Raw genomic sequence first — 19,634 nt, 5'->3', positions numbered from 1 at the left:
ACCGCTGCACAATTTTGCTGGAATTGCTTTAAGGGGAGCGCTTTCGATGCGGAACCGGATCATGCGAGCGGCGCGCCTTCTTCTCTGCGCTGCCGCCGCGCATGTCCCGGTCTCCGCGGCGGCCGCCGGCTTCGATATCGGCAAGGCAAGCAGCAATTTCGAGCTGGTGACGCTCAGCGATGCCGAACTCTCCGGCCGGTCGATCGGCGTGATCCATATGGGCAATGTCGAGCTGACCTCGGGGCGCATCGTCGCGGCCGATCCGCTCGCTCAGCCCGATCGTCCGGCGCTGGCAAGAACGGTTGCGCCGGGCGACTATCCGGTAACGCTCTACAAAGCCTTCGGCCGCATCGCCGCCGCCGGCATGCGGTTTGCCGACGGCAAGCCGGATCATTGGGAGCTTGCGGTCCTGCCGGGACAGGATCCGGCGACGCTGAAGGATGACGAGATTTTCGGCTATCCGGTCGATGCGGGGGTCGGCTGCTACATGGATGCGGAGACACTCGCTCTGATCGACGAGCGTGAAGCGCAGGTGCAGGCTCAGAAGCCTGACGCCGACATCAATTATTACGACGACGTGCTGGCCGCCGATCTCGATGCCAATAAGGGCACCTATGCGCTGCACCGGCCGGTCGCCGGCAAGAAGGGCAATGTCGCGGTGTTCTGGAGCGGCTGGGGCGACGGTTTCTATCCGGTTTTCTGGGGCCTCGACAAAGACGGCCGCGCGCTGGTGCTGCTGACGGATTTCAGCGTGATCGAGAATGCCGACGGGAAAAGGGAGCCGAAGCTGCAATGAGCGCTGGGACCGGCATCACGGCGGGGCGGAAGGGCGTGGCTGCAATCGCGGCCGCTGCATTCTTCGGCGTTCCGGTGACCGCCTTCGGCGCCGACTGCAAGCAGGAACAGGCGGTCTATGTCGATCGCGACGCGGCGTATGAATTGCGATTTACGCCGCTGAATTCTCCATCCGCCGCCGCCAGCAATCAATTCAAGGTCAGCGCGCTCAGGACGTCAGTCGTGATGGAAGGTTATGTCATGCCGTCGGAAGATCCGGTGCGTGCCATCGGCATCCTGATGTTCAACTGCCCCGAAGGTGACGCCACCGGCGCCGATCTCGATGCCTGCACGGTCTGGCAGGGCGCCGTCTATGGCATGAATGCCGAAGGCGAGCTCGACAATCTGCAGCCGGAAGGTGCTGCGGCGGCCGAAAAGCTCGTGCTTCCGGGCCTTGGTCCTGCCATTCGCCAATCCAGCGCCTGGGGCGAGGGCAAGGCTTCCGTGGCGCCCTGGGACGTGCTTGTTTTCAAGGAGTGTGCGACATGAGCGATGCCCCTGTTGTTCTCGTGACCGGCGGAAGCCGGGGCATCGGCGCTGCGGTCTGCCGCCTCGCCGCCCGCCAGGGCTGGCGTGTCGCGGTGAATTACGCTTCCAATCGCAAGGCCGCCGATGCCGTCGTTGCGGCGATCGTCGAAAGTGGCGGCGAGGCCGTGGCGATTGAAGGCGATGTCGGCAAGACTGCGGATATCGCCTCGATGTTTGCGGCCGTCGACCAGCATTTCGGCCGGCTCGACGGTCTCGTCAACAATGCCGGCATCGTCGACTATCCGCAGCGGGTCGACGAGATGTCGGCCGAGCGGATCGAGCGCATGCTGCGCATCAACGTGACCGGTTCCATGCTCTGCGCCGCGCAGGCTATACGCCGCATGTCGAGCCGGCACGGCGGGCAGGGCGGGGCGATCGTCAACGTCTCGTCGATGGCGGCGATCCTGGGTTCGGCGACGCAATATGTGGATTATGCCGCCTCGAAGGCGGCGATCGACACGTTCACCATTGGGCTGGCACGCGAGGTTGCCGCCGAGGGCATCCGCGTGAATGCGATAAGACCTGGCATCATCGAAACCGACCTCCATGCTTCGGGCGGGCTGCCGGACCGGGCGCGCGAAATGGCGCCGTCTGTCCCGATGCAGCGCGCGGGTTCGCCCGAGGAGGTGGCGGATGCGATCCTCTATCTTCTTTCTCCTTCGGCTTCCTATGTAACCGGCGCCATCCTCAATGTGAGCGGCGGCCGCTAGAGCGACAGGGCGAAAAACAGCATGCAGTCTATTCTCGAATTCCTCGGCCTGATGGCCGTCTTCTCGATCGTCATCCCCTATTCCTTCACGGACAAGGCGATCCGTGACCGCTTCATCGCCAACGGCAAATGGTTCAACCGCATCACCGGAGCCGCACTCCTCGGCTTCGGCTTCCGCCTCGCGCCGCCTCGCGCTGCCGACTAAAATCCAAAGGGAAAAACAAATGTCTTATGATGTCATCATTATCGGAACCGGCCCTGGCGGCTATGTCTGCGCCGTCAAGGCAGCCCAGCTCGGCCTCAAGGTCGCCGTCGTCGAAAAGCGGGCGACCTATGGCGGCACCTGCCTGAATGTCGGCTGCATCCCGTCCAAGGCGCTGCTGCATGCCTCCGAAATGTTCCATCAGGCCGGTCACGGCATGAGCGCGCTCGGGATCGACATTCCGGCGCCGACGCTCAACCTCGGTAATATGATGGCCCACAAGGACGCGACGGTGAAGGCGAATGTCGACGGTGTCGCCTTCCTCTTCAAGAAGAACAAGATCGATACCTTCCAGGGCGCCGGCAAGATCGTTTCGGCCGGCAAGGTTTCCGTCACCGCCGCCGACGGCGCGGTGCAGGAGATCGAGGGCAAGAACATCGTTATCGCCACGGGTTCCGAGGTTGCCGGCATTCCCGGCGTACAGGTCGAGATCGATGAAAAGACCATCATCTCGTCCACCGGCGGCATCGCGCTGGAAAAGGTGCCGGAAACGCTGATCGTCGTCGGCGGCGGCGTCATCGGCCTCGAACTCGGCTCGGTCTGGTCGCGCCTCGGCGCCAAGGTCACCGTTGTCGAATATCTCGACACCATCCTCGGCGGCATGGATGGCGAAGTCTCCAAGCAGTTCCAGCGCATGCTCGCCAAGCAGGGCATCGATTTCAATCTTAGCGCCAAGGTCACCGGCGTCGAAAAGGGCGACAAGGGCGCCAAGGTCACGTTCGAGCCGGTCAAGGGCGGTGAGGCGGTGACGCTCGAGGCCGAAGTCGTGCTGATTGCCACCGGCCGCAAGCCTTATACATCGGGTCTCGGCCTGGAAGAGGCCGGTGTTGTGCTCGACAATCGCGGCCGCGTCGAGATCGACGGTCACTTCAAGACCAATGTCGCCGGCATCTATGCGATCGGCGATGTGGTCAAGGGTCCGATGCTGGCGCACAAGGCCGAGGACGAGGGTGTGGCGCTCGCCGAAATCCTCGCCGGCCAGCACGGCCACGTCAATTACGACGTCATTCCGGGCGTCGTCTACACCCAGCCGGAAATCGCCTCGGTCGGCAAGACCGAGGAGGAGCTGAAGGCGGCAGGCATTGCCTATAAGGTCGGCAAGTTCCCCTTCACCGCAAACGGCCGTGCCCGCGCGATGCTGGCAACCGACGGCTTCGTCAAAATCCTTGCCGACAAGGAAACCGACCGGGTGCTCGGCGGCCATATCGTCGGCTTCGGCGCCGGCGAGATGATTCACGAGATCGCCGTGCTGATGGAATTCGGCGGCTCGTCGGAAGATCTCGGCCGCAGCTGCCACGCGCATCCGACGATGTCGGAAGCGGTGAAGGAGGCAGCGCTCGCGACCTTCTTCAAGCCGATCCATATGTAAGCTTACATCTTCGTAACAAAGCCTGGAGCCGCTTGCTGCAAGGCAGGCGGCTGCTTTATTTGTGGCGTATCGCAGAGTCCGGTATTTGATGAAGGTGAAGAAATGCAGCAGCCGTCCGCCAAGGGTTACAGCCTAAGCCAGCGCCTTCTTCACTGGGCGGTGGCGCTGCTGATCTTCTTCAATCTGCTGTTTCCCGACGGCATGAACATCTGGCATCGGCTGATGCGCAGAGGCGAGGTGCCGACGCCGGAGCAGATTGCGTCGGCGAATATCCATGCCTATGTCGGCATTGCCATCCTGCTGCTCGCAGCCGTCAGGCTCGGGCTGCGTTTTACCAAGGGGGCGCCGGCCGAGGTCGCGGAGGAACCAGCGATCTTTCGCCTTGCGGCGAAGCTTGCTCATGCCGGCCTCTACATCCTGATCTTCGCCATGCCGCTTTCGGGCATCGCGGCCTATTATTTCGGCATCAATCCCGCCGGGTCGTTCCACGCGGATATTCTGAAAATCATCCTCTGGGCGCTGATCGCGGCGCATGTCGCCGGCGCGCTCGTCCATCAGTTCTATTGGAAAACCAATGTGCTGCGCCGCATGACACTCGGCTGAGCGCCGGCGGGTTCAGTTCACCGCCGTCACCGTAAAGCCCTGCTGGCGCAGCAGTTCGATGACGCCGGCCTTGCCGGGCAGGTGCAGGGCGCCGACCGCCATGAAGACATTGCCGCTCTCGAGAATGGGAGCGGCGCGCTCGGCCATCACCTTGTTGCGGTCGAGGATGACGCGCTGTTCGAAGGCGGCGTAGTCGTTGCTTTCGTCCTTGTCCTCGGGCGTCACGGTCTTCAGCATCGGCATGGTCATGCCGATGTCGCCGGAGAGATAGAGGTCGGTCATCGTCTCCACCACATCGCTCATCCTGTCGCCGAGTTCCAGCGTCTCGATCAGCGATTTCAGATGGAATTCGATCGGCAGGTCGGCCATGGCCTGGATCTGTTCGGCCAGCGTTTCCAGCCCCTTGACCTGTTTGCCCTGAGCAACGGCGTCGGTGGCGATCTTCTGGTCGAGGAACTGCACGCCTTTGGCCTTGCGGGCGATCTCGCAGGCCGGCAGGGCAACGGCGCTGGAGATCATCCACGGCCGCATGCGGGAGACGGCGCTGAGCGGGATGCCACGCTGCTTGAGGCCTGCTTCGAGGCGCTTATAGTCCTCGGGAGAAAGCAGCTTGTCGATCGTCGTGCCGTCGGTGAACATCGTCAGTTCCGGCCGAGCGAGCAGGGCGGCGGTCGCTTTGCGCTCATCGAGAATCTCGTCGGATTCGATGATGATCGTATTCGCCGCGTCGTGGGCGGCCTGGGCGCGCGGCGGCAGGGCCAGCACACGCGGGTCGGTGACATGCATGCTGCCGAGCAGCCACGAGGGTGCAAGTCCGGGCTTTTCGATTTTCCAGAAAATGCCTTTGCCGTTCGGCGTTGCCTCGGCTTCCTTCACCGCCTCGGCATAGCGGGCCGGATCGTTCTGCTGCAGCTCGACCATCAGGTTGCGACCGGTGCAGGCCGCGTCTTCGGCCGCTGCCGGTCTTGCGACGAGGAAGGCGACAAACAAGGCCGCGAGCAGCAGTATATGAAAGGCTGCGATCAACCAGAGAAGCAGATTGGCCGACACTGCAAGGTAAGACGTCCGGCGGCCGATTGATATCGTCATGATGGTGTTTCCGATCACATGCCTTATGCGTGTCATGCTCTACGCCCGGCTTGCGCATATTCCCTTAAGAGAATGCGTTAACGAAAGCTTAGGCGCGCGGATGGGCGCGATCATACACTTCCAGGAGCCGCGAGGCATCCACCCCGGTATAGACCTGCGTTGTCGAAAGGCTGGCATGTCCAAGCAGTTCCTGGATGGTGCGCAGATCGCCGCCGCCGGCAAGCAGGTGGGTGGCGAAGGAGTGGCGAAGCGCATGGGGCGTTGCGGTCTCCGGCAGGCCGAAGGCGCTGCGCAGTTTCTGCATGGCGCGCTGGATGATTGCCGGCTGCAGCTTGCCGCCGCGCGCACCGCGAAACAGCGGCTCTGCTGCCTCCAGATCGTGTGGGCAGAGTGTCCGATATTTCTCGACCGCGTCGAAAACCACGGAGAGCAGCGGTACCAGCCGCGTCTTGTTGCCCTTGCCGGTGATGCGCAGTGTCGTGGCACCCTTTTGCAGATCGGCGGGAACGAGATCCAGCGCCTCGGAGATACGCAGGCCGCAGCCATAGAGCAGCGTCATGACGGCCGCGTCGCGCGCGGCGATCCAGGGTTCGTCGTGCAGTTGGGCTTCGTTGCTGACGACGGTGATCGCCTGGGTGTCCGACAGTGGCTTGGGCAGCGATTTCGGCTGTTTCGGCGAGCGGATCGCGCCGGCGCCGGCGGCATTGACCAGGCCTTTCTTTTCCAGATGGCGCAGCAGCGAGCGCAGCCCGGCGAGATTGCGACCAAGCGAGCGGGCGCCGGAGCCCTGCTTGCGCCGGGCCGCCAGGAAGGCGCGGAAATCGGCGGGGCGCAATTCCCTGATATCGCCAAGCGTCGTCGGGCCGGCGAGGTGACCGGTCAGGAAGGTCAGGAACTGGCGGGTGTCGCGCTCATAGGCATCGAGCGTATGCTCGGAAAGACGACGTTCGCGGGCGAGATTTTCGAGCCATGCGGCCCGTTCCGCCATCAGGCTGGGATCGGCGATGATCAAGAGTTCGTTCACGTCGCTGGCCTTGAATTTGCCTTCAAGTCCGCCAATTTGAAGCAGGAACGGTTATGGAATTGCTAATGCCGGCCAAACCTTTGTCATCCCCGGATCATATTCTCCTGCGATAGCTTTATACCCCATAGACAGGATCTTTCATGGCACGGCGCGATTCCATGACGGCTTTCGGACAGCTCGCGGAAGCGATCGCTCTCGTTTCACAGGGAAAGCCCGGTCATATCGTCGACACGCTGATTGCCGAACGCGGCCAGAGGATCGTGAAACATCCGCTCTGGCCGGTCATGCGACCGTTCCTCTACACGCTGCTGCGCTACAACAAGGCGATCGAATTCGCCAATGCGGTTGCCAAAATGCCGGGTTTCCAGTCGTTCGAATATCTGAGCGGCGTGCTGAAACTCGATATCGGCATCACCAATGGCGAACGCATTCCGAGTAGCGGCGGCTTTATCCTCGTCAGCAATCATCCCACGGGCATTGCCGACGGCGTTGCCGTGTTCGATCTCCTGAAGGCACGCCGGCCGGATATGATGTTCTTCGCCAATCGCGATGCGATCCGCGTCAATCCACGCTTTGCTGAGGTGATCATCCCCGTCGAATGGCGGGAGGAGCATAAGAGCAAGCTGAAGGCGCGCGAGACGCTGCAATTGACCAACCACGCGGTGCGGGAAGGCAAGGCGACGGTGCTCTTTCCCTCCGGCCGCATCGCTTACTGGGCGAATGGCCGGCTGAACGAACGCCCATGGAAGACTTCGGCCGTCGGGCTGGCGCGCAAATATAATCTGCCGATCCTTCCCGTCCACATGACGGCGCGCAATTCCGGCCTGTTCTACTGGCTGGCGAAATGGTCGACGGAACTTCGCGACATGACGGTGTTTCACGAACTGTTGAACAAACGCGGCGACCGCTTCGATTTCGTGATCGGCAATCTCATTCCTGCCGAACATCTGGATGGCGACCTTAACGAGGTGACGAAGGCGCTGGAGAAACATACGGTGCATGATATGGCAGCCGATGGCGACGCGACCTTTGCGCCGGTCGGCCCGCCGGCTGCGGCGATCCCTCGCGAGCTTCCGGTTCCTGCCATTTAAATCGATCGGCACTGCCATGACGACCGATATCCGCATGATCCGCGATCGATTGCCGGATGAGATCGCAGACCTCGAAGGCGAGGCCCGGCGGGAAGGATATTTCCATATCGCCCGGCTGATCGATGACTGGTCGGCTGGTGCCGTCAGGTTCGAGCGTGACGGCGAAAGGTTGCTGGGCGCCTATGTCGATCGGGCGTTTGCCGGCGTTGGAGGCATGACCATTGAAGCCGCCATGCCGGGCGCGTTGCGGATGCGACGTTTCTACATTCGTCCCGCAATGCGCGGGCGCGGCATCGGCCGGATGTTGGCACTGGCGCTGCTCGACCATGCGCGATCGTGCTCCAGCATCGTCACCGTTCATGCGGGAAATACCGGTGCGGCGAAATTCTGGGAGTCGCTCGGATTTCAGGCCACCGGGCGGGATGGCCACACACATCGTCTCGATTTGCATGGCCCGGGTGAGCGCGACGATCCAGCGGTCAGGGATTCGCGCCGGTGATGGATGGCAATCTGCAGGCGGCGTCGAGATTTACGCTCCGATCTCCCGGAGGCGGATGGCCTGGCGTGCCAGCAACCGCTCGATATCGGCAATATCGAGTGCCGAGAGCCTGGCGCCCGGTTTGCGCAGGATGGCGGATTTGATCACGCCGCGCTTGGCAAGCACATATTTGCGGCAGGCAAGGCCGACGCCCTGCTGCTGTTCATAGCGGGCGAGCGGCAGATAGGCGTCGAAGATCGCATGGGCGCGATCGGGATGTCCGGCCGCATAGGCCTCGACGACGCCGACCATCATCTCGGGATAACAGAATCCGGTCATGGCGCCATCTGCGCCGCGGCCCATCTCTTCGGGGAGGAAAAGCCCGCCATTGCCGCAAAGGATGGAGATGCGCCGCATGCCGCCCTTGTCGCTGGCGGCGCGAAGCGCCGATATCTTCGCAAGGCCCGGCCAATCCTCGTGCTTGAGCATGACGCAGTTCGGCACCTCGTTGACGATGCGCTCGATTACCTTGGGCGCGATTGTCACATTGGTGGTGAGCGGATAATCCTGCAGCACGAAGGGCGTTTCACCCAGGGTTTCGCCGACCGACTGGTAGAAGGCGAAGGCCTGGTCGTCGGTCTTGACGGTCCAGGGTGGCGCAACCATGACGCCGGCAGCACCCGCTGCCATGGCGGCTTCGGAAAGTTCGCGCATCGGGGCAAGTCCCGGCGCCGAGACGCCGACCACGACAGGCAGCCGTCCGTCGAGGCGCTTCAGCACACGCTCGACCACGGTCCGCGATTCCTCGGCGGTCAGCTTCGGGGCCTCGCCCAGTTGGCCAAGCACCGTCAGCCCGGTGACGCCGGCGCCCTCGTAGAAATCGACCATGCTGTCGATGCTGCCGAGATCGAGTGCGCCGTCATCGGTGAACGGGGTTACGGCGATCACATAGACGCCCTTGGCATCTTCGGTCAGTCTGGCCATTGGTGCTCTCCAATTCAGCGGCCGAAGAACAGCGCTTCGGCATTTCGAACAAGATCGTCCGGCAATCTATGCAGCCAATCGCTTGCCCGGCAACCTTTTCGTTCGGGCTGCAGGCGATCAGGGATGCAAGAGACGCCGCCCCGTCTTTGCGGTTCCAATTGCATCGATTTGCGGGCATGGTCTCGCCCGATGAGCACAGATTCGTCCGATCTCTTTGGCGCGCTTTTCGAAGCACCGCCCGCGAACCGAACGGTTCCCGTGCTGGTGCCGATGCCGGCGCCCAAACCCTATTCCTATTCGGTGCCGGATGGCATGGCGGTCGAGCCCGGCTCGGTCGTGCAGGTGCCGCTCGGGCCGCGGCAGGTGATCGGCGTCGTCTGGGACGGCGGCGAGGACGGTGTCGATCCGAAGAAACTGCGGCCGATCAGCCATGTCTTCGACTGCCCGCCGCTCTCCCGGGAGATGCGCGATTTCATCGATTGGGTCGCGACCTATACGCTCTCGCCGCCCGGCCTCGTCGCGCGCATGGCGCTGAGGGCGCCGAATGCCTTCGAGCCGGAGCCGATGGTGGAGGGGTTGAAATTCGTCGGCGGCGAACCGGAGCGGATGACGCCGGCGCGCGCCCGGGTGCTCGATACGGCCTCCGACGGGCTTTCCTGGACGCGCAGCGGCCTGGCGCATGCGGCAGGGGTTTCGACCAGCGTCGTCGACGGGCTGATTACGCTCGGCATTTTCGAAACGATATTCCTGCCGCCGCCGCCGGTGGTGGCGATGCCCGATCCGGATTTCGCCGCCGCACGGCTCGAAGGGCCGCAGAGGGCGGCGGCCGAAGAGATCGTGTCCGACATCCGCAAGGGCGAGTTTTCGGTGTCGCTGATCGACGGGGTGACCGGCTCCGGCAAGACCGAGGTTTATTTCGAGGCGATTGCCGAGACGCTGAAACGCGGCAGGCAGGTGCTGATTCTGCTGCCGGAGATCGCGCTGACGGCCAGTTTCATGGAGCGCTTCCAGGATCGCTTCGGGGCAAAGCCGGCCGAATGGCATTCCGATCTGGCGCCGCGCATGCGCGAAAAGGTCTGGCGCCAGGCGGTGACCGGCGAGGTGCGCGTCGTGGCCGGCGCCCGCTCGGCGCTCTTCCTGCCCTTTGAGGATCTTGGTCTGATCATCGTCGACGAGGAGCACGATCCTGCCTACAAGCAGGAGGATCGCGTCTTCTATAATGCGCGCGATATGGCCGTGGTGCGCGGCCGCATCGGCGATTTTCCCGTCATTCTGGTATCGGCGACACCCTCGGTCGAAAGCCAGGTCAATGGACAGAGCGGGCGCTACAGCACCGTCCACCTGCCGACCCGTTTCGGCGACGCGGCGCTGCCGGACCTGCATCTCATCGATATGCGCCGGCACGCGCCTGAGCGCGGCGGCTTCCTGTCACCGGTGCTGATCCGGGCGATCGGCAAGACGGTGGAAAAGCGCCAGCAGGCGCTGCTTTTTCTCAACCGGCGCGGTTATGCGCCGCTGACGCTCTGCCGGGTCTGCGGCCACCGGTTCCAATGCCCGCAATGTTCGAGCTGGCTGGTCGAACATCGCTTCCGCAAGCAGCTGCAATGCCATCAATGCGGTTATGCCGAGCGCACGCCGGAAGCATGCCCGGAATGCGGCACGCTCGATCACCTCGTCGCCTGCGGGCCGGGCGTCGAGCGCATTGCCGAGGAGGTGGAGCGGCATTTCCCGGAGGCACGGACGATCGTTCTCTCCTCCGATATCATGGGCGGAGTGAAGCGGCTGCGGCTGGAGCTCGATGCAATCGCCAAGGGCGAGGCGGATATCGTCATCGGCACCCAGCTGGTCGCCAAAGGACATAATTTTCCGCTTATGACGCTGGTCGGCATCGTCGATGCCGACCTCGGCCTTGCCAATGGCGACCCGCGCGCCGCCGAGCGCACCTTTCAGCTCCTGTCGCAGGTGACCGGCCGGGCCGGGCGCACCGGCCTCAAGAGCCACGGGCTGCTGCAGACCTACCAGCCGCAGCATCCCGTCATGCAGGCGATTGTATCGGGCGATTCCGATGCCTTCTACGAGCGCGAGATCACCGAACGCGAACGCGCCATACTGCCGCCGTTCGGCAGGCTCGCCTCGATCATCGTTTCGGCCGAAACCCGCCATGACGCGGAAAATCATGCGCGCGGCATGCGCAATGCGGCGCCGCAGGTGTCGGGCATTTCGGTGCTCGGCCCGGCCGAAGCCCCGCTTGCACTGGTGCGCGGTCGCCATCGCTTCCGCCTGCTGGTGCACGGCCGGCGGAACTCCGACATGCAGGGCTTCCTGCGGGCGATGCTGTCGCAATCGCCCAGGGAGCGCGGATCGGTACAGGTACAGCTCGACATCGATCCGCAGAGTTTTCTCTAAAACATAACCCCGCCATTTCCTCCTTTTCCGGCGCATGCCATAAACACCGAATCATCCGGGCGATTTGGGGCTGACGCATGGAATTTTACTTTCCGACCGAGCTTGGCGAGCAGCTTGCCTTTTGTTCCGCCGCGTTCACGGCGCTCGCCGGTTTCATCATGATGTTTGCGCCGGGCCACGCCCTGCGTCTTCTCGGCCTGCAGGCGCGGGAGGGACGGCCGGAAGGTTTCGGCGAAGCGCGCTCGATGGGCGGTTTCTATCTCGGCTTCGGCCTCGCGGCGATCATGCTTGCCCAGACGACGATCTACATGGCGCTTGGCGCTTCTTTTGTGATGGCCGCCTTTGCCCGGATCATCTCGATCCTGTCCGATAAGGGGAGTAATCTCGTCAACTATTTACTTTTGGTTGTGCAAATTGCTTTGGCCGCCCTGCCGCTGCTCTATGTTTTCGGCTTCATCCAAACGTGAATCCCGCTGCCGGCAGACGGTCTCCCTGGCCGGCTTTCAGGCCATTGCGCAATTTTGCGAACAGAAATTCATGTGAAAGGCGTATTCGGGCATTACGCGTGTTGCGAGTCCGAACATCCTATGTTAGACGGACCCCGAATTTCGGAAGAAGCAAGAGGCTTCTCTTGTGATTTCTGGGGGAAATCAAAACGAATTCAAGATCATAGGTTCGGCGCCCGCCGAGAGCCGGATTTTGGGTTGAAATCAGGGAAATTTGTGCCAGTGGCAGACACGTCCCAGCTTACTTCTGGTGTTGCAGAGCGCTATGCCTCGTCGCTTTTCGAGCTGGCGCTCGAAGAGAACGCCGTCGGTACCGTAACTGCAGATCTTGACCGTTTCCAGGCGATGCTGGATGAGAGCGATGATCTGAAGCGCTTTATCCTGAGCCCGGTTTTCTCCGCCGAGGACCAGCTGAAGGCGATCGTCGCCATCAGCGAAAAGGCCGGCATCTCGGGCTTCTTCGCCAACTTCCTGAAGGTCGTGGCGCGCAACCGCCGCCTGTTCGCCCTGCCGGGCATGATCAAGGCCTTCCGGCTGATCGCCGCCAACCATCGTGGCGAAATTTCCGCCGAGGTCACCTCGGCCCATGCTCTCTCCGCAGAGCAGGAAAATGAATTGAAGGCGGCGCTGAAGGGCGTCACCGGCAAAGACGTGGCGATTGCCGTCACGGTTGATCCGTCAATTCTTGGTGGTCTGATCGTCAAGGTCGGGTCCCGTCAGATTGATACGTCTCTTCGTACCAAACTCTCTACCCTTAAGCTTGCATTGAAAGAGGTCGGCTGATGGATATCCGCGCCGCGGAAATTTCGGCAATTCTCAAAGACCAGATCAAAAATTTCGGCAAAGAGGCGGAAGTCTCGGAAGTCGGCCAGGTTCTCTCCGTCGGTGACGGTATCGCTCGCGTTTACGGTCTGGACAATGTCCAAGCCGGTGAAATGGTCGAGTTCCCCGGCGGCATCCGCGGCATGGCCCTGAACCTTGAATCTGATAACGTCGGTGTTGTTATTTTCGGCTCCGACCGCGACATCAAGGAAGGCGATACCGTCAAGCGCACGGGCGCCATCGTTGACGTTCCGATCGGTCCGGAGCTGCTCGGCCGCGTCGTCGACGCGCTCGGCAACCCGATCGACGGCAAGGGCCCGATCAACGCGACCCGCCGTGCGCGTGTCGACGTCAAGGCCCCAGGCATCATTCCGCGCAAGTCGGTTCATGAGCCGATGTCGACCGGCCTCAAGGCCATCGACGCGCTCATCCCGGTCGGCCGCGGCCAGCGCGAGCTCGTCATCGGCGACCGCCAGACCGGCAAGACCGCGATCCTGCTCGACACCTTCCTGAACCAGAAGCCGATCCACGACAACGGCCCTGACAACGATAAGCTCTACTGCGTCTACGTCGCCGTCGGCCAGAAGCGCTCCACCGTTGCCCAGTTCGTCAAGGTCCTCGAAGAGCGCGGCGCCCTGAAGTACTCGATCATCGTTGCTGCGACGGCTTCCGACCCGGCTCCGATGCAGTTCCTCGCTCCGTTCGCAGGTTGCGCAATGGGCGAATACTTCCGCGACAACGCCCAGCACGCCCTGATCGGCTATGACGACCTGTCCAAGCAGGCTGTCGCTTACCGCCAGATGTCGCTGCTGCTGCGCCGCCCGCCGGGCCGCGAAGCCTATCCGGGCGACGTTTTCTACCTGCATTCGCGTCTCCTCGAGCGCGCCGCAAAGATGAATGACGACAAGGGCGCCGGTTCGCTGACCGCTCTGCCCGTCATCGAAACGCAGGGCAACGACGTTTCGGCCTTCATTCCGACCAACGTGATCTCGATCACCGACGGCCAGATCTTCCTCGAAACCGACCTGTTCTACCAGGGCATCCGTCCGGCCGTTAACGTCGGTCTGTCGGTTTCCCGCGTCGGTTCTTCGGCGCAGATCAAGGCGATGAAGCAGGTTGCCGGCTCGATCAAGGGCGAACTCGCCCAGTATCGCGAAATGGCCGCCTTCGCCCAGTTCGGTTCGGACCTCGACGCTGCAACGCAGCGCCTGCTGAACCGCGGTGCGCGCCTGACCGAACTCCTGAAGCAGCCGCAGTTCTCGCCGCTGAAGACGGAAGAGCAGGTCGCCGTGATCTTCGCCGGCGTCAACGGCTATCTCGACAAGCTGCCGGTCGCATCGGTCGGCAAGTTCGAGCAGGGCTTGCTTTCGTACCTGCGTTCGGAAGGCTCCGCCATCCTCGACGCAATCCGCACGGAAAAGGCAATCAGCGATGATACCAAGGGCAAGCTCAATGCTGCTCTCGATAGCTTCGCAAAGTCTTTCTCGTAATCGGGCCCTAAGTTAGGACGGATAACGGATGCCTTCACTTAAGGATCTGAAAAACCGGATCGCCTCCGTCAAGGCGACGCAGAAGATCACCAAGGCGATGAAAATGGTCGCCGCGGCGAAGCTTCGGCGTGCGCAGGAGGCGGCCGAAGCCGCCCGGCCCTATTCGCAGCGCATGGGTGCGGTTCTGGCTAATATCGCCAAGGCCGTCACCGAGGCGGATGGCGCGCCGGCACTGATGACAGGCACCGGCAAGGACCAGGTTCACCTGCTGGTGGTCTGCACGGCCGAACGCGGTCTGTGCGGCGGCTTCAACTCGCAGATTGCGCGCTTTGCGCGTGACCATGTCCGCAAGCTGCTTGCCGAAGGCAAGACGGTGAAGATCTTCACGGTCGGCAAGAAGGGTTACGACATCCTGCGCCGTGAATATGCGTCGCTGATCATCGAGCGCAAGGAACTGCGCGAAGTCAAGAAGATCGGTTTCGAGAATGCCGACCAGATCGGCAAGCGCATCATCGAGATGTACGAGGCCGGCGAGTTCGACATCTGCACGCTGTTCTACTCCGAGTTCAAGTCGGTGATCAGCCAGGTTCCGACTGCACAGCAGCTCATCCCGGCCAAGGCTCCGGAAGTCGTCGCCGAGGATGCAGAACATGCGGGCGCCGTCTACGAATACGAGCCGGATCCGGCGTCGATCCTCGACGACCTGATCCCGCGCAATATCTCCGTCCAGATCTTCCGCGCTCTCCTTGAGAACGTCGCGGGCGAGATGGGCGCCAAGATGAGCGCGATGGACAATGCGACGCGCAATGCCGGTGAGATGATCAACAAGCTGACGCTGAGCTACAACCGTCAGCGTCAGGCTCAGATCACCAAGGAACTGATTGAAATCATTTCGGGCGCGGAAGCGCTCTGAGTTAGGGAAAGAGGGTAAGAAAATGGCTGAGGCAGCTACCCGCTCTGTCGGCAAAGTCACCCAGGTTATCGGCGCCGTCGTCGACGTTGCTTTCGAAGGCGAACTGCCGGCGATTTTGAACGCGCTCGAAACCGACAACAACGGCATCCGCCTGGTTCTCGAAGTCGCTCAGCATCTGGGCGAAAACGAAGTCCGCACCATCGCGATGGACTCGAGCGAAGGTCTCGTTCGTGGCCAGCAGGTCATCGATACCGGTGCTCCGATCTCGGTTCCGGTCGGCGATGAAACGCTCGGCCGCATCATGAATGTCATCGGCGAGCCGGTCGACGAAGCAGGCCCGCTGAACACCGCTCACAGGCGCGCCATCCATCAGGACGCTCCGGCTTACGTCGAGCAGTCCACGGAAGCCCAGATCCTCGTCACCGGCATCAAGGTCGTCGACCTTCTCGCGCCTTACGCAAAGGGCGGCAAGATCGGCCTGTTCGGCGGCGCCGGCGTCGGCAAGACCGTTCTCATCATGGAACTGATCAACAACGTCGCCAAGGCGCACGGTGGTTACTCGGTTTTCGCGGGCGTCGGTGAACGCACCCGCGAAGGCAACGACCTTTACCATGAAATGATCGAATCGGGCGTCAACAAGCACGGCGGCGGCGAAGGCTCCAAGGCTGCGCTCGTTTACGGCCAGATGAACGAACCGCCGGGTGCGCGCGCTCGCGTCGCTCTGACGGGTCTGACGGTCGCAGAACATTTCCGCGACCAGGGTCAGGACGTTCTGTTCTTCGTCGACAACATCTTCCGCTTCACGCAGGCTGGTTCGGAAGTGTCGGCTTTGCTCGGCCGTATTCCTTCGGCCGTGGGTTATCAGCCGACGCTCGCAACCGACATGGGCCAGATGCAGGAACGCATCACCACGACGACGACGGGCTCGATCACCTCGGTCCAGGCCATTTACGTTCCGGCCGACGACTTGACCGACCCGGCGCCGGCAACCTCGTTCGCCCACTTGGACGCAACGACGGTTCTGTCGCGTTCGATCGCTGAAAAGGGCATCTATCCGGCTGTCGACCCGCTCGACTCGACCTCGCGCATGCTCGACCCGCTCGTTGTCGGCGAAGAGCACTACGAAATCGCCCGTAAGGTTCAGTCGACGCTGCAGCGCTACAAGGCCCTGCAGGACATCATCGCCATCCTGGGCATGGACGAATTGTCCGAAGAGGACAAGCTGTCGGTTGCCCGCGCCCGCAAGATCGAGCGCTTCCTGTCGCAGCCGTTCTTCGTTGCCGAAGTCTTCACCGGCTCGCCGGGCAAGCTGGTTGCTCTCGAAGACACGATCAAAGGCTTCAAGGGCCTCGTCAACGGCGAGTACGACAACCTGCCGGAAGCTGCCTTCTACATGGTCGGCTCGATCGACGAAGCCATCGAAAAGGCCAAGAAGCTCTCTGCAGCTGCTTGATGACCGATGCCTTGGACGAGATATTCTGCTGCGACTCCCTGAAAGGGGTCGTGGCGGATCTTCCGGAACCGGCAGCGCCGATCATCTATCGCGCCGATAACGGCGTGATGATGATGGTGGTGGGTCTGGTCCAGAGCGAGGAAGGCCTCGGTTACCTCGACCAGGCAATAATGCACTGCCCGTTCTGCGGGACTAAATTGCAAGATGCGAAAGCCATAGCCGAGAAGGTAAGTCACTGATGGCTGACAATTTCAACTTTGAGCTCGTTTCGCCGGAGCGTCTGCTGCTGTCGGAGATGGTGACCGAGGTCGTCATTCCTGCGACCGAAGGCGAAATGACCGTCATGGCGCACCACGCGCCGACGATGACGACGATCAAGCCCGGTGTCGTGAGCGTGCGCTCGGCTTCCGGCAAGAAGCAGGACTATGTCGTGTTCGGCGGTTTTGCCGATATCCTGCCGACCGGCTGCACCCTGCTTGCAGAATCCGCGGTTCCGGTCGAGGAGCTCCATAAGGACGAACTGACCCGCCGCATCGAAGCCGCCCGCATGGAGCTCGAACATGCCGAGCTGCACGAGCATAAGTCGAAGCTCGAGCACTTCATCATGGAACTGACGCATCTGAGCGGCATCGTTCAACAGGACTGATCGCAAAACGACTGCGATGAGGAAAGGCGGCTGCAACAGCCGCCTTTTTTGTCTCCGTCGACCTGTCGGCTGACGAAAGACAGGCCCGTCGGGTGGCTTTATAAGTGAAAAGGCGGCGACCACGTGCGGCTTTGCCGAGGCAGTGAATCCGTCTCAGAAGCCGGTGCCGCCGCGTAGTTCGATGACCAGCGTCTTCAACAGAATCTTCAAGTCGAGCAGCAGGCTGAAATTCCTGACATAATAAATATCGCAGGCGATGCGGGCCCGGGCTTGCAGCGGTCGTGCCGTCGGGCCGCGCCATCCGCGCGTCTGCGCAAGGCCGGTAATGCCGGGACGCATGATGTGGCGGTGATGATAGTCAGGCACGAGTTCTTCGTAGAGCCGGCCGGCAGCCCGCATATTGATCGCGTGGCACCGCGGGCCAACCAGCGACATGTCGCCCTTGAGGACGTTCAGAAGCTGCGGCAGTTCATCGATATTGGTCTTGCGGAGCACCGCGCCGATGCCTGTCACCCGGCTGTCGCCCCTGACCGTCTGTTGCACGCCGCTCGGATCGCAAGCTTCGGTGCGCATCGTTCGGAACTTGAAGACGGTGATCTTGTGGCCGTTCAGTCCCCAGCGGATCTGGCGGAAAAATACCGGCCCGCCGTCGTCGAACTTGATGAAGAGCGCGATCGCCAGAAAAAACGGCGCCAGCACGATGAGGGCGCTGAGCGAGGCGACAATGTCGATCAAACGCTTCACGCCGAGCCGCACAGCCATCTTTCTTTCAACGAGAGAAAAGCTGTCCGGCTGGCGAATGTTGGAATTCGCGATAACCAGGGACCTGATTTTGTCCTGACGCTGAGACGGATCGAAGCGTGAATTCGTCTTCGAAGTATAAGCATTCATTACGCAAGGCCCACAAGTTTAGATGCGATACTGAACAGCAGGGAGACAGATACATCCTCACGTATCGTTTGTCATCGGTTTAAATAAGAAATCCGTAACCCTAAAGAAGCCAAAAATGGGAGTAATTCCTGTTAACCTTAATGCCTCTAGTTGAGGTGAAGGGGAATTTATACTTTGAAAGGAGTAGCCCGATTGGGCTGGCGCGATGTCAGGCGGTTGCCGATGTCCATCGCCGGCTTTTCCAGCAGGCTATAGCTGAGGCTTGCAACCAGAAGGACGAGTGCTGCCGCCAGTCCACAGGACTGGAGCCAGCCGGTGACGACATTTTCCGAGGAAACGCCGAACGAACCCTGGTCGAGCCTCTGGATCGATATCAGGATGATCTCCTGCCAGATATAGATGCCGAAGGAGATCTTTGCAATGTAGCGGACGGGAGCGTTGTCGAGCAGCCTGCCCAGATATTGCGAATGGCAGAGCGAGACGAGCGCCGTTGCGATTGCCAGCGGAAAGACCGGGAAGCCATAGGGGATTTCGAGCCAGCCATAAGCTTCGGGGGTGCTGCCCGGCGATATGCCAAGGCGGTAGCCGGCAATAGCAAGGGCCACCAGCGCTGCGGTATCGAACCAGGGGGAAGGTCTTCTGGGGAGCATGACCTCGACGCCGGCAGCCAGCGCGCCGAGTGCGAAGACGGCGAAGAAGCCGATCGGATTATATCGCGGCATCCACTCCTTCGCCCCGCCCTGGAGGCCGTATTGCCAGCCGCGCCCGATGTCGTCGAGCGCAAAGACGGTGAGGATCAGCACATGGGCGAGGAGCACGCCGGTGATGAGGAAAAGCCAGGCGAAGCGGGCGCGGAGTGGACGCCGTCTCAAGGCCGACAAACGAAACAGCAGGAAGAAGCAGGCCGGCAGCAGCACATAGCTGGTGACCTCGAAGGGAATCGACCAGAGCGGCCCGTCTGTCTCGACAGGAAAGAGCGTGCGCCAATGCCACTGGCTCATGAACAGCAGCCCGGAGAGGTAGCGCAGCGCAAGCTCTGGCGTCAGCGGCAGGGCAAGCAGCGTCAGGCTGAGAACGAAGCCGACGGTTGCGGCGAACCAGAAGCCCGGGGCGATGCGCGCCGCCCTGCGGATCGTGTAATGGCGAAGGCTCGGCATGTTGCTGCCATCGTCGAGCGCCCGCCAGAAGGGATGGGCAAGAAGGAAGCCGCTGAGCACGAAGAAGATGGCGACGCCGAAATTGCCGAAGCGGAGGATATTTGCGGTCGGCCCGAATTCGTCGGGGATTCTGCGCATATCCAGCCGGATCGCCAGATGATGGACAAACACCAGCAGACAGGCCGTCGCGCGCAGAAAGTCCGCTCCGGCCAGTCTTTCCTGTTGTCGCATCCTGTTCCCCGCCTTACGGCGCCGCGTCTTTCAGCCGCGCGGCGCTGTAACACTTTGAAGTGCTGCACCATTTTTCTTATATCGCTTCCGATTTAAGAAATCATGCAGTGCTCGGTGGACTTTGCCGCGGAAAGCGGCGACGGGCAAG

20 protein-coding genes and 1 pseudogene are annotated in these 19,634 nt (G+C 61.9%); 16 read left to right on the top strand and 5 right to left on the bottom strand.

Going from position 1 to position 19,634, the window contains the following annotated elements; translation table 11 throughout:
• Positions 1 to 46 precede the first annotated feature (46 nt).
• From RHEC894_RS20350 to RHEC894_RS20325, 6 genes and pseudogenes are all read left to right on the top strand, one after another.
• On the top strand, positions 47 to 796 hold the full coding sequence (locus RHEC894_RS20350; RefSeq protein ID WP_085738618.1) for a DUF4241 domain-containing protein: 750 nt from the start codon (positions 47 to 49) through the stop codon (positions 794 to 796).
• Positions 793 to 1,323: a hypothetical protein gene (locus RHEC894_RS20345; RefSeq protein WP_010068079.1), complete on the top strand. Its 531-nt coding sequence runs from the start codon at positions 793 to 795 to the stop codon at positions 1,321 to 1,323. The genes RHEC894_RS20350 and RHEC894_RS20345 overlap by 4 nt, the downstream gene beginning before the upstream one ends.
• Positions 1,320 to 2,072: an SDR family oxidoreductase gene (locus RHEC894_RS20340; protein WP_085738617.1), complete on the top strand. Its 753-nt coding sequence runs from the start codon at positions 1,320 to 1,322 to the stop codon at positions 2,070 to 2,072. The genes RHEC894_RS20345 and RHEC894_RS20340 overlap by 4 nt, the downstream gene beginning before the upstream one ends.
• Positions 2,073 to 2,120: 48 nt before the next feature.
• Positions 2,121 to 2,276, top strand: a pseudogene (locus RHEC894_RS20335) (LysE family translocator); the annotation flags it as partial.
• A 19-nt stretch (positions 2,277 to 2,295) separates the two neighbouring features.
• The gene (lpdA, locus tag RHEC894_RS20330; RefSeq protein WP_085738616.1) at positions 2,296 to 3,702 is read left to right on the top strand and encodes a dihydrolipoyl dehydrogenase; all 1,407 of its coding nucleotides are present in this window, start codon (positions 2,296 to 2,298) and stop codon (positions 3,700 to 3,702) included.
• Between the two features lie 102 nt (positions 3,703 to 3,804).
• The gene (locus tag RHEC894_RS20325) at positions 3,805 to 4,305 is read left to right on the top strand and encodes a cytochrome b/b6 domain-containing protein (RefSeq protein WP_010068077.1); all 501 of its coding nucleotides are present in this window, start codon (positions 3,805 to 3,807) and stop codon (positions 4,303 to 4,305) included.
• A 12-nt stretch (positions 4,306 to 4,317) separates the two neighbouring features.
• Here RHEC894_RS20325 and RHEC894_RS20320 read toward each other — a convergent pair whose 3' ends face one another.
• Positions 4,318 to 5,394 (bottom strand): TraB/GumN family protein, encoded by a 1,077-nt coding sequence (locus tag RHEC894_RS20320; protein WP_085739071.1) that lies wholly within the window; start codon positions 5,392 to 5,394, stop codon positions 4,318 to 4,320.
• A gap of 88 nt (positions 5,395 to 5,482) precedes the next feature.
• Positions 5,483 to 6,418 (bottom strand): tyrosine recombinase XerC, encoded by a 936-nt coding sequence (locus tag RHEC894_RS20315; protein WP_085738615.1) that lies wholly within the window; start codon positions 6,416 to 6,418, stop codon positions 5,483 to 5,485.
• Positions 6,419 to 6,558: 140 nt separating this feature from the next.
• Here RHEC894_RS20315 and RHEC894_RS20310 point away from each other — a divergent pair, with 140 nt between their 5' ends.
• The gene (locus RHEC894_RS20310) at positions 6,559 to 7,509 is read left to right on the top strand and encodes a 1-acyl-sn-glycerol-3-phosphate acyltransferase (protein WP_010068945.1); all 951 of its coding nucleotides are present in this window, start codon (positions 6,559 to 6,561) and stop codon (positions 7,507 to 7,509) included.
• 16 nt (positions 7,510 to 7,525) lie between these two features.
• Positions 7,526 to 8,008, top strand: coding sequence for a GNAT family N-acetyltransferase (locus RHEC894_RS20305; RefSeq protein ID WP_010068944.1), 483 nt, complete (start codon positions 7,526 to 7,528; stop codon positions 8,006 to 8,008).
• A 30-nt stretch (positions 8,009 to 8,038) separates the two neighbouring features.
• Here RHEC894_RS20305 and RHEC894_RS20300 read toward each other — a convergent pair whose 3' ends face one another.
• Positions 8,039 to 8,971: a dihydrodipicolinate synthase family protein gene (locus tag RHEC894_RS20300; RefSeq protein ID WP_085738614.1), complete on the bottom strand. Its 933-nt coding sequence runs from the start codon at positions 8,969 to 8,971 to the stop codon at positions 8,039 to 8,041.
• Between the two features lie 189 nt (positions 8,972 to 9,160).
• Between RHEC894_RS20300 and RHEC894_RS20295 the strand changes: the two genes are divergently transcribed.
• The 8 genes from RHEC894_RS20295 to RHEC894_RS20260 all read left to right on the top strand — a co-directional run bounded on the left by RHEC894_RS20295 (position 9,161) and on the right by RHEC894_RS20260 (position 17,207).
• Positions 9,161 to 11,377, top strand: a complete 2,217-nt coding sequence (locus RHEC894_RS20295; RefSeq protein ID WP_085738613.1) for a primosomal protein N' — start codon at positions 9,161 to 9,163, stop codon at positions 11,375 to 11,377.
• 77 nt (positions 11,378 to 11,454) lie between these two features.
• Positions 11,455 to 11,844, top strand: a complete 390-nt coding sequence (locus RHEC894_RS20290) for a hypothetical protein (RefSeq protein ID WP_010067997.1) — start codon at positions 11,455 to 11,457, stop codon at positions 11,842 to 11,844.
• Between the two features lie 255 nt (positions 11,845 to 12,099).
• On the top strand, positions 12,100 to 12,666 hold the full coding sequence (locus tag RHEC894_RS20285) for a F0F1 ATP synthase subunit delta (protein ID WP_085738612.1): 567 nt from the start codon (positions 12,100 to 12,102) through the stop codon (positions 12,664 to 12,666).
• Positions 12,666 to 14,195, top strand: coding sequence for a F0F1 ATP synthase subunit alpha (gene atpA, locus RHEC894_RS20280; protein ID WP_085738611.1), 1,530 nt, complete (start codon positions 12,666 to 12,668; stop codon positions 14,193 to 14,195). Before RHEC894_RS20285 ends, atpA begins: the two co-directional genes overlap by 1 nt.
• A gap of 28 nt (positions 14,196 to 14,223) precedes the next feature.
• Positions 14,224 to 15,108: a F0F1 ATP synthase subunit gamma gene (locus RHEC894_RS20275; protein WP_085738610.1), complete on the top strand. Its 885-nt coding sequence runs from the start codon at positions 14,224 to 14,226 to the stop codon at positions 15,106 to 15,108.
• A gap of 22 nt (positions 15,109 to 15,130) precedes the next feature.
• Positions 15,131 to 16,561, top strand: a complete 1,431-nt coding sequence (gene atpD, locus RHEC894_RS20270) for a F0F1 ATP synthase subunit beta (RefSeq protein ID WP_085738609.1) — start codon at positions 15,131 to 15,133, stop codon at positions 16,559 to 16,561.
• The gene (locus RHEC894_RS20265; RefSeq protein WP_010065734.1) at positions 16,561 to 16,800 is read left to right on the top strand and encodes a hypothetical protein; all 240 of its coding nucleotides are present in this window, start codon (positions 16,561 to 16,563) and stop codon (positions 16,798 to 16,800) included. Before atpD ends, RHEC894_RS20265 begins: the two co-directional genes overlap by 1 nt.
• On the top strand, positions 16,800 to 17,207 hold the full coding sequence (locus tag RHEC894_RS20260) for a F0F1 ATP synthase subunit epsilon (RefSeq protein ID WP_085738608.1): 408 nt from the start codon (positions 16,800 to 16,802) through the stop codon (positions 17,205 to 17,207). The genes RHEC894_RS20265 and RHEC894_RS20260 overlap by 1 nt, the downstream gene beginning before the upstream one ends.
• A gap of 153 nt (positions 17,208 to 17,360) precedes the next feature.
• Here RHEC894_RS20260 and RHEC894_RS20255 read toward each other — a convergent pair whose 3' ends face one another.
• Positions 17,361 to 18,098, bottom strand: coding sequence for a sugar transferase (locus RHEC894_RS20255; RefSeq protein WP_085738607.1), 738 nt, complete (start codon positions 18,096 to 18,098; stop codon positions 17,361 to 17,363).
• Positions 18,099 to 18,265: 167 nt separating this feature from the next.
• Complete coding sequence (locus RHEC894_RS20250) at positions 18,266 to 19,486, bottom strand: acyltransferase (protein ID WP_085738606.1); 1,221 nt, start codon at positions 19,484 to 19,486, stop codon at positions 18,266 to 18,268.
• Positions 19,487 to 19,634 lie beyond the last annotated feature (148 nt).

Source organism: Rhizobium sp. CIAT894, assembly GCF_000172795.2.
In the GTDB taxonomy this organism is placed as follows: domain Bacteria; phylum Pseudomonadota; class Alphaproteobacteria; order Rhizobiales; family Rhizobiaceae; genus Rhizobium.
The sequence above is the reverse complement of the archived record's forward strand: the minus strand, read 5'-3'. Positions and strand labels throughout refer to the sequence as shown.